10 protein-coding genes are annotated in these 16,090 nt (G+C 44.9%); 4 read left to right on the top strand and 6 right to left on the bottom strand.

Features of this window, described 5'->3' with window-relative positions; all coding sequences use genetic code 11:
• The first annotated feature begins 120 nt into the window (after positions 1 to 120).
• On the top strand, positions 121 to 1,152 hold the full coding sequence (locus QT987_RS18990) for a sulfate ABC transporter ATP-binding protein (RefSeq protein ID WP_333242868.1): 1,032 nt from the start codon (positions 121 to 123) through the stop codon (positions 1,150 to 1,152).
• Between the two features lie 693 nt (positions 1,153 to 1,845).
• On the opposite strand, the gene QT987_RS18995 is transcribed toward QT987_RS18990, so the two are convergent.
• Complete coding sequence (locus QT987_RS18995; RefSeq protein WP_333209458.1) at positions 1,846 to 3,051, bottom strand: EAL domain-containing response regulator; 1,206 nt, start codon at positions 3,049 to 3,051, stop codon at positions 1,846 to 1,848.
• A 421-nt stretch (positions 3,052 to 3,472) separates the two neighbouring features.
• On the opposite strand from QT987_RS18995, the gene QT987_RS19000 reads away from it, so the two are divergent.
• The gene (locus QT987_RS19000; protein ID WP_333054040.1) at positions 3,473 to 3,988 is read left to right on the top strand and encodes a heme-binding protein; all 516 of its coding nucleotides are present in this window, start codon (positions 3,473 to 3,475) and stop codon (positions 3,986 to 3,988) included.
• On the opposite strand, the gene QT987_RS19005 is transcribed toward QT987_RS19000, so the two are convergent.
• From QT987_RS19005 to QT987_RS19015, 3 genes are all read right to left on the bottom strand, one after another.
• Positions 3,975 to 4,391, bottom strand: a complete 417-nt coding sequence (locus QT987_RS19005) for a secondary thiamine-phosphate synthase enzyme YjbQ (RefSeq protein WP_333242872.1) — start codon at positions 4,389 to 4,391, stop codon at positions 3,975 to 3,977. The two genes, QT987_RS19000 and QT987_RS19005, sit on opposite strands and share 14 nt — an antisense overlap.
• A gap of 273 nt (positions 4,392 to 4,664) precedes the next feature.
• Positions 4,665 to 5,765, bottom strand: a complete 1,101-nt coding sequence (locus QT987_RS19010; RefSeq protein WP_333242874.1) for a glycosyl transferase — start codon at positions 5,763 to 5,765, stop codon at positions 4,665 to 4,667.
• Between the two features lie 157 nt (positions 5,766 to 5,922).
• Positions 5,923 to 6,936 (bottom strand): hypothetical protein, encoded by a 1,014-nt coding sequence (locus QT987_RS19015; RefSeq protein WP_333242877.1) that lies wholly within the window; start codon positions 6,934 to 6,936, stop codon positions 5,923 to 5,925.
• A 122-nt stretch (positions 6,937 to 7,058) separates the two neighbouring features.
• On the opposite strand from QT987_RS19015, the gene QT987_RS19020 reads away from it, so the two are divergent.
• Positions 7,059 to 7,625, top strand: a complete 567-nt coding sequence (locus QT987_RS19020; RefSeq protein ID WP_333242880.1) for a hypothetical protein — start codon at positions 7,059 to 7,061, stop codon at positions 7,623 to 7,625.
• A gap of 910 nt (positions 7,626 to 8,535) precedes the next feature.
• Positions 8,536 to 11,004, top strand: coding sequence for an ATP-dependent Clp protease ATP-binding subunit (locus tag QT987_RS19025; RefSeq protein WP_333242883.1), 2,469 nt, complete (start codon positions 8,536 to 8,538; stop codon positions 11,002 to 11,004).
• Positions 11,005 to 11,111: 107 nt separating this feature from the next.
• Here the strand turns inward: QT987_RS19025 and QT987_RS19030 are convergent, their stop codons facing one another.
• Together QT987_RS19030 and QT987_RS19035 are read right to left on the bottom strand one after the other, a co-directional pair.
• The gene (locus tag QT987_RS19030; RefSeq protein WP_333242886.1) at positions 11,112 to 15,185 is read right to left on the bottom strand and encodes a hypothetical protein; all 4,074 of its coding nucleotides are present in this window, start codon (positions 15,183 to 15,185) and stop codon (positions 11,112 to 11,114) included.
• A 192-nt stretch (positions 15,186 to 15,377) separates the two neighbouring features.
• Complete coding sequence (locus QT987_RS19035) at positions 15,378 to 15,935, bottom strand: redoxin domain-containing protein (protein WP_333242889.1); 558 nt, start codon at positions 15,933 to 15,935, stop codon at positions 15,378 to 15,380.
• Positions 15,936 to 16,090 lie beyond the last annotated feature (155 nt).

Raw genomic sequence — 16,090 nt, forward strand, 5'->3', positions numbered from 1 at the left:
TCGAAATACAATACAAAAAGTTACAGACCTTGCAAAATATTAATTTCAGGATATACTACTGTAAATCGGTCAGATATATGGAGTTAATACCATCAACTCCTAAAATAGGTACACAAAGTCATGAGCATTACAATTGAGAACGTATCGAAACACTTCGGCTCCTTCCACGCGATTGACAACGTGAGTTTGAAAATAAAAAACGGCTCTCTAGTCGCGCTTTTAGGGCCTTCCGGTTCGGGGAAATCGACTCTGCTAAGGATGATTGCCGGACTCGAACCGCCGGACACGGGTCATATTTACCTGATCGGCGAGGATGCTACCCACCAGTCGGTGCAGGAACGGAATATTGGTTTTGTGTTTCAGCACTATGCTTTGTTCAAACACATGACTATTCGGAAAAATATTGCTTTTGCGATGGAAATTCGCAAAGTTCCTAAAGACTCTATTCGCAGGCGGGTTGATGAACTTTTAGATTTAGTTCAGTTGAAAGGTTTGGGCGATCGCTATCCTTCGCAACTTTCCGGGGGTCAGCGGCAGCGGGTTGCTTTGGCGAGATCTCTAGCAGTTCAACCGAAAGTGCTGCTGCTAGACGAACCTTTTGGAGCATTAGATGCTAAAGTCCGCAAAGAATTGCGATCGTGGCTGCACAACCTTCACAAAGAAGTTAATATCACCACAGTTTTTGTGACTCACGACCAAGAAGAAGCTATGGAAGTAGCCGATGAAATTGTGGTGATGAACCAAGGTAGAGTCGAACAAGTTGGCACTCCTGCTGAAATTTACGACAAACCGGCAACAGCTTTTGTGATGACTTTTATTGGGCCTGTCAATGTGTTGCCGAATGCTGCGGGTTTGTTCGCGAGCAACGGTACAGCGGCTCAAAATAATGGAGCGGCTCATTGTGAATTAGTATTTTGGCGCCCCCATGACGTGGAAATTCAAACTAAGCCGGAGTCTGGTTTTGCATTAGCAAAAGTCAGCCGCATCATTCATGTAGGACGCGAAATTCAAACCCAGTTATTGTTAGAATCGGGTCAGGTAGTAACAGCTTACGTAAGTCGCGATCGCTTCGATTATCTACAGCTCAAGCAAGATCAGCAAGTTTACGTCAAGGCCAAACACGCGATGACTTTCCCTGCTTATTCAGCTTAAATCCGTGGCGGCATCTTACTCAAAATACTATCGAGTATCTCCTACAAAACACTGTTGCCACATCGTTACCAGGCTTGTGCCTGGTAACGATGTCTTGTGGCTCTAAATCGGAGGATCGGTTCTTCCTTTTGGAGGTAAAAAAATATCAACTCCGGCTTTAAGTTCTCCCCGTTAGTAATAATTTCTTCAGCCGTGTATTTAGCCATTACTCCTTTTAATACTTCTTCAACCGCCGGATATATAATGCGAGCAATGACTTATTTTTCATCATCTATTTGTTTAAAAATAGCTTGGTATTCTAATAGAATGTGCCTGTTTAGCGCTACAGATGTGAAAAAATATTGCAATTTTTTTGAAAAAGCTTCAGCGGAACTTTCCTGTTTTTGCACCCTGACGCTCAACTTTTTTACAGTATAAACTGTGGGGGTTATTACGTGATTTTCTTCTACGACTAAGTGTTATTGCACTTTACCAAACTGCATCAGCACGCCCCGTTCTCCGAGCTTGACAATGACAAGGAATTTGGACAAAATAGCTAAAAATACTATCGAGCTAGTTTAACAGCTATGTAAACCTCCTTATTTATTGTATTGCTTGATTTGATTTAGTCAACGTTACTGGTAGATTATAAAACCCTATTTTACCCCGACTATGGCACTTAATTATCTGCTCTATATTGACTTTATAGATATTTTATTTTCCGGTCATTAACAAGTATTCAAAATCCGCTGCAGCCAAAGGAGGACTAAACAAATATCCTTGCATTATATCGCACTTATAGCGCCAGAGAAAATCTTTTTCTGCTTCTGTTTCAACTCCTTCGGCAATTACCTCAAGACAGAGACTGTGCGCCATTTCAATAATAGCTTTCACAATCGCTGCATTTGTGCAACCATCGGTAATATTGCTGATAAAACATCGGTCTATTTTTAAAGTATCGAATGGGTATTGCGTCAGATAGCTTAAAGAAGAATACCCAGTGCCGAAATCGTCAAGAGATATACAAACTCCCAAATTTTTCAAATGTTGCAAAGTCGCGATCGCACTTTCGGCATCCTCTACCATCAAACTTTCTGTCAGCTCTAATTCTAAACTGCTCGCTTCCAAACCAGTTTCTGCTAAAATTTGGGCAACTCTGCTGCTGAGATCCGGTTGGTGAAATTGGCGCGGCGACAGATTCACCGCTACCCGCAGCCCCGAAAAACCAGCATTTTGCCAAACTTGCATTTGCTTGCAAGCTGTCTGCAAAACCCACTCACCTAACTCTACAATGAAGCCAGTTTCTTCGGCATGGGGAATAAATTCTGCGGGCGAAATCAGCCCTTTTTCTGGATGTACCCAGCGCACTAAAGCTTCTGCGCTCATAATTTTACCAGTCTGGACATTGACCTGCGGCTGATAGTAAACTTGGAATTCTTCTCGTTCCAGTGCGTTGCACAAACGAGTTTTGATCTGCTCTAGTTTGTCGGCAGTCTTTTGGATAAATTCGCTGCTTTGCGATCGCAAAGTATTGTACTGTTCAGCAACAGCTTCTTGTTTTTTCAAGCGGCTCGATATCGCGCCCACAAGTTCAGCTTTACTAAAAGGTTTAGTCAGGTAATCATCTGCCCCCAATTCCATACCTTGCCGCATTTCAGAGCGATCGGCTTTACCGGTGAGAAAAACAAAAGGTACTGTAGCAGTAACAGGATTAGAGCGCAAGGCCATCAGCACCCCATACCCGTCAAGTTCTGGCATCATCACGTCGCAAATAATCACGTCGGGAAGATTTGACACCGCCGCATATAAACCTTGCGATCCATTTTCTGCACCCGTCACGTCGAAACCTTCAGCTTTGAGGAGTTTGAGAATATTCTCCCGAATTACTTGCTCGTCCTCAATCACTAGAATCTTTTTCATACGTCATTCCCTGAAAGCGGTATAATTGATAGGCGTTACTGAACGCGATAAGCGTCCCAATAACTGAGAACGCACAGATCGATGGGCCCAACAGCCGAATATTTTCCGACACAAATAGCAAACACCTGAAAAACGCTAATTTTTCAAGCACAACTAGATTAATGTTTCTCTGCTTAGTCAGTGCCGTCCGTATTATTACGAGGTTAATTAATAATCTCTCAACTAATTCTAGGCGATCGATAGTTAGCAGCGCCTTAAATAACTGCTAAACTAATTGTGCCACCTGAACGATTGTCTGCAAACAATCTCAGCCTATTTATATCAGTTGCCAAAAACCATGCAACTGCAAGCAAGTTCCAAACCCTTGCGGAGTCAGTCTTTCCCCATTCTTCAATGTAAAATCTCAACTTTTAAATCTCAAATGGTATTACCTACTGGATTCCCTGAACCCGCACAGATTGGGGTGATAGAAGTGAAGCAATATCCTCAGTACCGCGCTGTCACCTACACCCACGCGGGCGATTTGCGACAAGCAACTGGCATCGCCTTCAATCCTTTATTTCAACACATCAGCAACAACCAAATTGCGATGACAACGCCAGTAGAAGCGCGCTATACGGAAACTTCCGAGGCAATCGATGCTGTTCCCCAAGCTGAAGTTTCGTTCCTCTATCCCACACCAAATATCGCCCCCAGCAGCGTTAACTCCGCTGTAGAAATCACGGATACTTCGCCGATGACGGTTGTCAGCATTGGCGTGGGCGGGGCCTACACTTGGGAAAGCTACGAAAATAACCTCCAGAAACTCAAAGATTGGCTTCAAGAACATCCTGAATACGAAATAGTCGGGCCGCCGCGCCGTTTTTTTTACAATTCCCCGATGACGCCGGAAGCAACTAAAATCAGCGAGGTACAAATTCCGATCAAGTGCCGCTGACGTGAACAACTAATTCGCGAATGTGACCCCGCTGGCGGTGTTCCCACAGGTAAATTCCCTGCCAAGTTCCTAACAGCAACCTGCCGCGATCGATCGGGATTTGTTCGGAAGTATGAGTCAGCGCCGTGCGAATGTGCGCCGGCATATCGTCTGGGCCTTCCGCATCGTGAATGTAGCGATCGCCCTCCGGTACCAGTTTAGCTAAAAAGTTAGCCAAATCCTTAAGTACATCCGGGTCAGCATTTTCTTGAATCACCAAACTAGCAGAAGTATGGCGCAAAAATAAACTACAAAGTCCCGTTTTAATACCTGAAGTCGCCACCGCATCTTCTATCTGATCGGTAATTTTACACAAAGACTTCCCTGTAGTTTTAATTTTGAATATTTGTTGGTAATGAGTCATAGGATTTGGGATGTGGGATTTGAGATTTGGGATTTTCAAAGAAACTATTGCAAAAATATTCTCCTATTGTTACATCTTACTTCTTCCTTTTTTATTATGTAGGTTGGGGTTGAGGCACGAAACCCAACACTCATTAATTGGATGTTGGGTTTCGTTCCACGGGCCCAACCTACCACTACCACTACTACCACTACTACTGGTATATTAGACCTCTCCAATAATTATTGTGGAACAAGCAGGATGCCTGTTCAAAACTTACTATTCGGTCGAGGTCTAATAAAAATAGTCTACAACAGCTTGGGCGATCGCCTCGGTACCATTTTTATCCAATTTACCCGACAAACGGGGCGGATGCAGCGGTTGTCGCAAAAACTTCCAATCCCCCTCAAAAAACTCCGTCGCCGTCACAATTTGATGTTCCGCATAATTTTGAAGCCATTCCAGCAACACCGCAGCTTCTGCAAAACCTTCTCTCATGATAGAAACAACAGGTATTTCCAAGCGCAAAGCTTCCGCAAAAGTGCTGTATCCGGGTTTAGAAACTAAGCGCCCGCAGACAGGCATAATATCAACCGGACGCGGTAAAATCGGGAAAGATTTTGCAAAGTCCTGATTTTTGACATAAATCAAATTCGGCAAATCGGGTGCTCCCGCATCAAAAGTAATAAATTGCCAGTCGCTAAATTGCTGTAAATTTTGATAAGGAATTTCCTCTAAACCCAGTCCCCCAAAAGTCAACAATACAGTTTTTTCCAGCGGTGTTTCGATTCCGAATACTTCCCGAACTTTATCGTTACTGTAGCGAGGGTTGCCGCCAGTTAAGCCAACATCTTGAATATTTGGGAAAGCTGGCATCGGTTCGTGCAAAGGAAGACGAAAAAGCCGATCGCACATTCCGAAACACTCACCAATCCAATCTGCCATTTCTACAAATTCCCCGCCCCAATCTCGATAGATAAAATCCCACCCAAAATTGCTCATCATCCAGCAAGGAACCCCAGCCGCTGCCGCCATTCGCGTTGCCAAAGGAGGAATATCTGCCAGCACCAAACCCACCCGATTTTGCTTGATAAAATTAACTTCGCTGGCAATTAGGGAATTTTGCTTTTTCCGAATTTCCCGTAATTTTTCCAGCGTCGCGTCTTTATCCATATTCAAACTGTCAGCTTGCACCACACCCACATCAAAAGCGCGGGGACGGTGGATAAAGTCGCCACTAATGTAAGATTCTAGCAGCCAGCGAGGTGCTGTTGTTGTGATAATTAGTAAAATATCTGGATTTAATTCTTGAATTTTTGCAGCTACGGACGCAACTCGGACAGCGTGACCGAATCCGTGATTCGTGATGGCAATATATAATGTTGGTCTAGACATTGATAATAGGGAATGGGGAATTAGGAATTAGGAATTGGGCATTGGGCATTGGGCATTGGATGTAGAGACTGGAAGGCAACAAGGCCAAGCTTCAAGCAACGCACAACCAACAATGACACAATTAATAACTAATGGCTATCGAATACGCAAGAATTTATCAATCAGACGCGCCCTCAGACCAAACAGGCAATTGATTAATCTTGTCCAGGGTTATATCTACATACTTTTTACCATCCGCCGCCAGATTTTCCCCAAAATATCCCTCATCGCCGTCGTGCTTGTGAGGGCCGCTAAAAGCTGCTGCATAGCGGCCTTGCAAACGAGCTTGATTGAAAGGAGAAGTCGCGTACCAGTACCAGCGACTGGGAAAAACTATGCCGCCAATATCCTCAACTGAATCGCGAGTGCCGCGAAAGTGGAAAATGCGATCGGCTTCTGCAAAACCATTTTCTCCCGAAAACACGCCCCCAACCGAAACAACCGTAATTTCTGCCTTCAGCCATTCTTTAAGATAGCGAGTAGCACCCAAAGCAACTTGTGCTCCGCCGCTAGTGCCAATTAAAATAACTTTCACAGGTTTTTGAGAATTAACTGAAATGGGAGATTGAGCATTCATCCGCTCGATAATTGCATTAGCTATTCCCTGATTGTATGCAAAGCCGTAGCGATAATCTAGAGAAATTGCAAACCTCCATAGATTGCGAATTTTAATGAATATATTCCCCGCAATCGGCCCTTTTTTTGCCTGTTCTGCAAACCGCCAAAAAGGAGCTAGCCAGCGCTCTCCTCCTAAACTTTTGTTAGAAGCTGAATAAGGAAAAACATCGCCCACTGCTACGCACTGCGGATGACTTTTAACTAAACGCTTGAGAAACAACTCTTCACCAGGGGTTAATTCGTCCCCCGAAAAATCGCCAACTCCCGTTAAAAAGATGATATAACAATTGAGTGGCGAAGACTTACGCGCTTCTAGATTGCCGTTGTTCTGTGGCAATATCTCCGGCGGATTTTTCTTGAGACCAAAAGTTTCGGCACTTTGATTCAGCCACCATATAACAGTTCCCACCGGCGAAAGAATGCCCCAAATTATCAGGATCACACCGGCGATAAGCAACAAATTTAAACTTCCCCCGCGCAGCCATGCAAGTATCCGTAAAATCAATCTTAGCATTTAATAAAATCTGGTAGAATGCCAATTAATTACTTAATTACCTAGAAATACTTCGGTAATTCTGCTGTATTAGAGCTTATTTTGTAAAAGTTGTCAACTATCTTGAGGAGCAGGAGTTCAACGTGAAAGGAGAAGATTCAATTGCAGGTTTGGGCGCAACGCTTTGGAACGCACTTTCTTTGAACGGCAATTTTTACGAAAAAACTCCCTACACTCGCAGAACTAAGCGAATAGCTTTAACAATTGTAATTTTAGCTGCGCTGTCCCGCGTGTTGGGTAGTGCTGCCATCTTGTTGATCAACCGAACTGAGCCATCAGTATTATTTCTAGGACTTTTGATAGATGGTTTGGCAGTCGCGGGGGGTTATTATTTTTGGACTTTCACTATCTTTAAAATCGGGGAGTGGCTGAAACCGGGTCACGTAACTTATGAGGAGTTGCTGGTTCCGATCGGCTTTGCCTACGCGCCCCAAGTGCTGAATTTCTTAACGCTAATTCCTTTGCTGGGAGAAGGAATTGAGCGGATATTAGCTGTGTGGAGTTTGCTAGCTGTAATTGTGGCGGTTCGCCAAGGTTTGGATATTAAAACTCGCTGGGCGGTGTTAATTTGTTTGGTGGGTTGGCCATTGATCCAAATTGCGATCGGCTTTGTGAAAGTAATTGAACAGTTGCTTTCACGATGGCTTTAAAAGTAGCGAAGTGTAATAGTTAAAAAGGCAAAAGCACCAAAAAAGTACATTTCTTAAGTTTTTTATGATTTCTCCGGCAAGTATGCGAGCCACAGGTGAAGAGCGAGTTATGGTGCGTGACTGTTTAGACATTGTGCACTTGCTCGAATCTATTTAAAGTCACGCACCCTACCTTTGCTAGATCGAGTTATGGTGGGAGACGATGGAAACCTCGTGCACCTGCTCGAATCTATTCGCAGTCATATACCATAAAATTGTTTTAAAAGAAGATAAAATTGTCAGGCTTAAAAAAGTTAAAAGCAGAAAAAAACAGGCGGCTAAACTCCGGGTAATTTCTCCGGCAAGTATGTAAATAATAGCAATTGAAAAACGTGGCCAATTTTGCCATTGCGAGCCGGAGATCCCAGAAGTCCCTTAATCTGTTAAAATAAAATGGCTTTGGGGCGAAATACTCTGCATCGCCGCGCGTCATTGCAAACAAAAGCATTCCTCGCTCGCGATCGAAGCAGTTTCGCTGGCTTTATTTGAGAGAATGCTTGACAGAGTGGCCGTGGGAAAGTAAATTGAGGCACAGCAGATAGCATGATTATTGACAATCAAGCATCCAGGATACAAGCCCCTGGATTCATCCGTCCAGAAATAAAAAACCTGTATCCGAGAAACTTGCCGAACGTATTTATCCGTGGGATCAATGCTTCAATCCTTTAATCTAAAATCTAAAATCTAAAATCGATTGACGGCAACCACACCCCTACTATTCGGCTCTCCCCACTGTCCCTACCCCTTTAGCAAGATACATTGTTATAGAAGGAAATACACAAAAATTTACATCTATAATTTGTGTAGTGTTCCAAATCGCTCCTCACCAGCAGCGATACAGCCCTCGCCAAGACAGTAGGATAGAAAAAATATGTTTGAACGCTTTACAGAACAAGCCATTAAAGCAATCATGCTAGCCCAAGAGGAAGCGCGGCGCCTCGGTCACAATTTTGTAGGCACCGAGCAAATTCTTCTGGGGCTCGTCGGCGAAGGCACTGGCATCGCTGCAAAAGTATTACTGGATATGGGCCTCAACTTGAAAGAGGCGCGCAATGAAATCGAAAATATCATCGGTAGAGGTTCCGGGTTCCTCCCGCCAGAAATTCCTTTTACGCCCCGCGTCAAGCGCATTTTTGAGACTGCCCTGAACGAAGCGCGGCAGTTAGGCCACAATTACATTGGCACCGAGCACATCCTGCTGGGGCTGATTCAGGACGATGAAGGGGTGGCGGCGAAGGTGCTGCAAAACTTGGGAATCGATCGCCAGAGAGTCCGCACGCAGGTAATTCGTGCCGTCGGAGAAGTCGCGGCGGTACCCGGAGGTAGGGGAGATAGCGGCGATCGCAAAATCCCAACTTTAGAAGAATTCGGCACAAACTTGACCAAGTTAGCCGCAGCCGGCAAACTCGATCCCGTGGTGGGCCGCGAAAATGAAATCGAGCGCGTGATCCAAGTGCTCGGCCGCCGCACGAAAAACAATCCAGTGTTAGTAGGCGAACCGGGAGTCGGCAAAACAGCCCTCGCCGAAGGCTTAGCCCAGCGAATTGTTAATAGAAACGTCCCGGAAATTTTAGAAGACAAACAAGTAATCAGCCTCGATATGGGTTCGCTGATTGCTGGTACAAAGTTCCGAGGCGAATTTGAAGAACGGCTGACGAAAATCATGGCCGAAATTCGCGCTGCAGGCAACATCATTCTGGTAATCGATGAAATTCACACCTTAGTCGGTGCAGGCGCAATTCAAGGCAGCATGGACGCCTCCAATATGCTCAAACCCGCCCTTGCTAGAGGCGAATTGCAGTGTGTCGGCGCCACTACCTTGGACGAATATCGCAAACACATCGAGCGCGACGCTGCCTTAGAACGGCGCTTCCAACCGATAAAAGTCGGTGAACCGAGCGTGGCTGAAACCATAGAAATATTGTACGGGTTGCGATCGGCTTACGAACAGCATCACAGACTGACAATTTCCGACGCAGCTTTAGAAGCAGCGGCCACACTGTCAGACAGGTACATTAACGATCGGTTTTTGCCAGACAAGGCGATCGACTTAATTGACGAAGCAGGTTCCCGCGTCCGCGTGATGAATTCGCAAACCCCGCCCGAAGTTAAAGAGCTCAAAAAGCAACTGCCTGCTGTAACAAAAGAAAAAGATGCAGCAGTGCGCGAGCAAGACTTCGACAAAGCTGGAAAATTGCGCGATCGCGAATTAGAAATTGAAGCCGAAATCGCCGAAGCTACGATCAACAAAAGCCAACTCAAAACTTCTCCCATTGTCACCGAAGAAGACATCGCCCACATCGTGGCTAATTGGACGGGAGTACCAGTCAGCAAGCTGACCGAATCCGAATCGGAATTGCTGCTGCACATGGAAGATACTTTGCACCAGCGCTTGATCGGTCAAGAAGAAGCTGTCAGCGCAGTTTCTAGGGCTATCCGTCGCGCGCGGGTAGGCTTGAAAAATCCGAATCGCCCGATCGCCAGTTTCATCTTTTCCGGGCCCACAGGCGTCGGCAAAACGGAACTTACAAAAGCCCTGGCAACATATTTCTTCGGTTCAGAAGAAGCCATGATTCGGTTAGATATGTCCGAATTCATGGAACGCCACACGGTTTCCAAACTCATCGGTTCGCCTCCGGGTTACGTTGGGTACGACGAAGGTGGCCAACTAACAGAAGCAGTCCGGCGCCGTCCTTACACAGTCATCTTGTTCGACGAAATCGAAAAAGCTCACCCAGATGTCTTCAACATGATGCTGCAAATCTTGGAAGACGGCCGCTTAACTGATGCTAAAGGTCGGACAGTAGACTTTAAGAATACACTACTGATCATGACATCAAACATCGGTTCGCGAGTAATTGAAAAAGGCGGCGGCGGTCTCGGTTTCGAGTTTGCTGACAGTGCAGCAGACGTTCAGTACAACCGCGTTCGCAGCTTGGTAAACGAAGAACTGAAACAGTTTTTCCGTCCCGAATTTATCAACCGCTTGGATGAGATTATCGTCTTCCGCCAGTTGAACAGGGAAGAAGTGAAGCAGATTGCGGACATTATGTTGCAGCAAGTCTTCAGCCGCTTAACCGAACAGGGTATTACTTTGTCGGTGACAGACCGGTTCAAGGACTTGTTAGTTACAGAAGGCTACAATCCCAGCTACGGTGCTCGACCTTTGCGCCGCGCAATCATGCGGTTGTTGGAAGATGTACTGGCTGAGGAAATGCTGTCTGGGAAGCTGAAAGACGGCCAAAAGGCGATCGTTGATGTGGATGAAAACGGTCAGGTCAAGGTAGTGCCCGATGGTTCATCTGAGCCGAAATTGCCCGAATTCGCATTGAGCCATTAATCGGCTCTAACAACGGATAAATACTGTTGATTGAAAACCCGGTTTCTGTGAGAAACCGGGTTTTTAATTAAAAAATACCAGTTAAAAAAAGCAACTTATCGATGAATCTAATCCCAGGATTGTAATTGCACAACCCAATGCTGCACAACAGCAGAAATGCGATCGCGCCGAGTTTCAAAAGTAGCAGCAATCCAGATAAATGCAATGCCAAAAGCCAAACCAATTGCCCATTTAATCAGCGGATAATCGAAAATCAGAACCACCAACTGATAGAAAACATTGATTAAAAATACAGCCGTTCCCACAAACAAAAACGCCCGAACTCGCAGCGCCAAACCCGCTGCAATCGCCACCAAACTAAAAGCTGCCGCCACTAAACCGTGGCTTTGCTGAGTCAAAAGAGGCATCCCGCAAATCAGCGCCGTTGCAAGCATTCGCAGAGTGTGGCGCAGCGGTTTTTGTGCTGGTAATTTGAGAGTGCGATTCCCTACGGGATAGCTACGCTTCACGAACTGAGTAATGTAAAGTAAAGAAAGTCCTAAAGGAGTAACATAAAACTCTGGCTGAGTCAATCCTATTTGCCAGAACCACCGCAGCATTATCCAGTCAATTATCGCCACACTTACATAGGTAAAACGGACTTCCTCCCTTTCCCAAGCCAGGAAAAAATAGAAGGTAGTAGCTATCAGCAAGCTAATCGGATAAAACTTAGCCGGACTTTCCAAAATAGTAACTATTGGAATCAGCGAAGCAATTACCTGCCAAGGTTTTTTTGACCAACCCCAGTTTTCCCAAGGCAAAATGTAAATGAAATAGGCAAATAGAGAAGCGAGGGCAACTTTCCAAGGCCCCAGCGGCCCGGAAATATACTTAACTAAAGGCGTATTGATCCAATAAAGCCGGATGCCAAAGGCTTCTAGCCAGCCCAAGTAAATCCAAATTTCTGCCCATTGGCGATCGAGATTATTTCGCCCTTGCAAGAAAGCATATTGAACTAATAAAGCACCAGTGACTAATCCTAAACTTATACCGGACTTAATATCATTCGCAGAAGCTGAAATCAGCAGCCAACTGCTCAAAACCCAGTGCAGGTGAGCAAATATTTTTAACTCTGCGTTAGTTAAATGTAAATAATTGCTGAGCCAAGGAGATAAAATGCGATAGATATATGTTAAACTTGTGCCGAGAGTGGCTAGGACAATTAAGCCGTCTCCAAAAGCTCCTCCTGGTGTTTGAAAAATTTGATATAGTAGCGATTCGTAAGCAGCAACGGAAACGCCAATTAATCCTAAATAAACCAAAGGTTTGAATTCTGGTTCCCGCCTACCAATGCCGATCGCAATTAAAGACGCCCCCAACACAGTTAAACCAGTCCAATTTGTCAAAGTGTGCGATCGGAAAGTTAAACCCAATACCCCATAAACCAAAGGTATAACATGAATGCTAGGTAAGATTGTTGGATGGGGGTGACGGCGCCGCCACCAATCCCCCAACAATTGCGTAAACAATCCGAGAGCGATATTAGCAACTGCCAAATTAATTGTAGTGCGATCGACAAAACTTAAACCCACTGCTGTCAACAACTCCAAACTCCAAGCCAAGGCATAAATTGCCAGAGGGGAAAGTTGCCGTAAACTTCGGAAAATAATCGCAGCCATTATCACCAAAATAGCAGCCAAAACTTCAGCCGAGGGCGGGAAACTCAAGCTACTGGCTGCGTAGAGTTCATAGGAATAAAAAGTAATAGTTGTTAACAGTAAGCCTGCGAGTAAGATTGCCCACCCATCTAAAGCTCGATCGTAAATTTGAGCTAATTGAGAAGATTCAGGCAAACGGCTGGAAAAACGAACAATCATGCTGCGAAGCAACCACAGACACAAAAGAGCGATCGCCCCGGCAATTCCCCAATCCCAACCCGAAACAAAACCTAATTCATAAATCGCCGCAGCTACGAAACTCAAGCCAAATCCCACTCCAATCGCAGCCGCTGGTAGCTCTACTAAATAGTAAGTATTGACCAACATTAATCCGGCGGCAAAACCAAAACCAATTAACCGATATCCCGGAAAAGTAAAAATTAGAAATTGGGCAAATATTAGGGCGATCGTACTAAAGGTACTAGCAACTCGTTTGTGAGGAACCTCAGTATATTTAGCAACAGCAGTCAAAGCCAAAGGAGTCGCCAGCCAGAGTAAACTCCACTGAGGGCGATGAGTGGCAGTACCCGCAATCAAATAATTTTGCAACAAGACAAAGCTGACTCCTGCTAATACTAAGCCCAGATACCACGAACTTTGAAACCATGCAGGATGCCAGCGAAAAAATGCAGAGTTTTCTCGGAAATTTGCCGCTTTCATCCCGACAAAAAATACCCATTCACTCGCCATGAATATTAATAATATTGCCGACCAAATATTGGGTGTCAGGTTTGGGAAAAATAAGTCAATTGCAGATGCGATCGCGCCTAAACCCATAATGTGAGTTATGGGAACCAAAATTGCCGGATTTCCCGGTTGTTCAGCCGCAGAATCCGGCCTCGAAACTCGCCGGGAATTATCGGGAATTACGTATTTCCAAGCGATCCAACCTAAAATTAAAGTAGAGACTAATAAATTGAGCGATCGCCAAAACGGATTGACAAAACTAATAACAGTTAAAACGCTCCCCAAACCGAGAGCAACCTTTTCCCCAAAACTGGCAAGTTGAAACTTTCGCTTGCGGTAGAGCCACTGCGCCACACTTACCATTAACATTAAATAAGGCAACAGCAGAACACCCCAAAAAGCCCAAGGAGTTTCCTGAGAGTTGGTAAGCTGAGTTAAAAATGCCACAAGTTGTGTTTTAATCCCTAAAGGAAGCACTCGCCAAAACAGCCAAATACTCTGAAGTCCCACCGCCTCCAGCATTAGCAAATCAAACTTTTGCCAAAACCGCACTAAACGGTTATAAAAAAACCAAACAGCCAATCCGCTAACGGCGATCGCCTGTAGCGGAATGTCGCGAAAACAAACCAGCCACCCCAAACCCAACAAACCCCCTCCCACTAATTGCCATTTAAAAAAGTTGCCGGGATTTGGCTGGTCGGATATATTGTTTTCAATAGTCCCAGATGTGAGGGGGTGCTGCCAATCCAGCCATGCTAAAAGCACGCCACAAATCGCCAAAGCTAAACCCATTTCAGCGATATTTACATCCTTGACAAATATCGCTCGACCCAGTAGAATCCCTAACGAATAAGCTACTAAAGCTGCTTTTTTGTAAGTCAGAAAATCTCTGCTCAAACTGAAACCAGCGGGGAATGTTTCAGTATTTCCCCCACCTTGGATAGATTGCAATCGTTGTTGCTGAATTTGATAAACTGTAGTAGCAGCAGTTCCCACTGTACCCACATAAACCGCAGTAAGGGCAAAGCCGGCAAATGCCCACCAAGAGTGCAAATAACTCAATCCCAAGTGATTTAGGGCGATCGATCGAGTGATGTTTTTTCCTGAACCGCTTTGATATTGATATTTGATAATCCGGGCAGTTATCCATGTCAAAATAAGTGCCGCTGCAATTGCTACCGCCCAATCCCAAGGATACCGCCACAATCCAAAAGTATCCATTGCCCAAAAATTGATCGGCACTAGCAACAGCGTCACTTCTTGCAAAGTTTGAGCAGTCAAGTGCAAATTCTGCTGTCTGTTTGCCCAACTGCTAATCGCCCAAAAGGTTAAAGTATAAGCTAATAAAACTCCATATTGTCCGGCGGCAGGAAATCTTTCCCACTGACTGGCAGCTAAGACTCCAGAGGAGACAACTACCATGAACACTCCTAAAAACAACAGCCACATCACGCTAATTTCTGCCATTAGCGAGTGCAAAATTTGAGCGATAAAATTAGGGGTTTGAGTAGTTTCTGTGGGTCTAGCAACGCTTTCACGGCTGCTAGGTACTGCTTTTTGTGTTGATAAGGCAGGTACTTTTGGATCGGCAATAGGATCTCGCGGGTTCTCAATTTCAGAAAAATCTACAGCGGGATCTCTGAGTGGGCAGACTAAATACTGTCGGCACAATTCCTCAACTTCAGCGGGCGAAAGTAAACCTAGCCGCAGCCACGCATCTAAACCTGTCAACAACTCAGGATGCGACGCTAAGATGCTCAATTCAATTTTGCTCGATCGATCTTTGGGAGACGACATTGGCTTAAACTTGTACTAAGTACCTTCAAGCTATAGCCTAGATTAATGTCGAGCGAACATGGCAACATTCCGCCATCGAAATTGGCACAATAAGTATTTATTACTAAAGACCTGTCGCAGCTAGTGTCAACCGGTGAAAAAATCCCGCTGATGGGCCTAAACCCCCGTGCATCAGCGGTGAAAAACTCCTAATTAGGACACAGCAGCGGTTTCCTTACCGACATATTTCAACAAAGTCTCCACACTAGCATTGTGGTCTATGAAAGAAAACAAATGTTTGAAGAGGAGTTTTCCATCTGCATCCAAAACAAACTGAGCGGGCAAAGGAGCACCTAAAGCCTGACCGACTTGATAATCCCGAAAAACTTGACAGCCTGGATCAGAAAGCAGAGGCATTTTCAAGCCTAAATCTCTAACCACAATTTGGCTTTGGCGATCGTCGGTACTGGCAACCATCAATAATTCTATATTGCGATCGGCAAATTTTTCCCAGTTTTCATTCAAAGCTTTAATGTGAGGAAAACAGAAAGGGCAATATTGCTTTTCTGTAAAAATCCGCGTAAAAGCCAGAACCACCGGTCTATCGCCCCGATAATTCGACAGCCGCACCAATTTGCCATTATTAATATCCGGCAATTCAAAATCTGGCGTCATCTGTCCCAGCTTCAGAACATTACTCGCCGGAACAGGCAATAAATTTTGGAAAAACCGCTCATTTAACAAGCCGCTAAAATTAGTAGAAGTCAGCATATTTCCTAATTGGGTAATTGCTAATTGCTAATTTAAAAATCCGGTTAAACTGAGATATTGCAGCATTCTCAATTAGCCGTAGATACTGTCTTGACCTGTCAAGGGGTAGCAGTCAAATAATTGGGGTCGAAAGGCTTTTGGGATTTTAAAATCCC

This window comes from Microcoleus sp. SVA1B4, assembly GCF_036700545.1.
In the GTDB taxonomy this organism is placed as follows: Bacteria; Cyanobacteriota; Cyanobacteriia; order Cyanobacteriales; family Microcoleaceae; genus Microcoleus.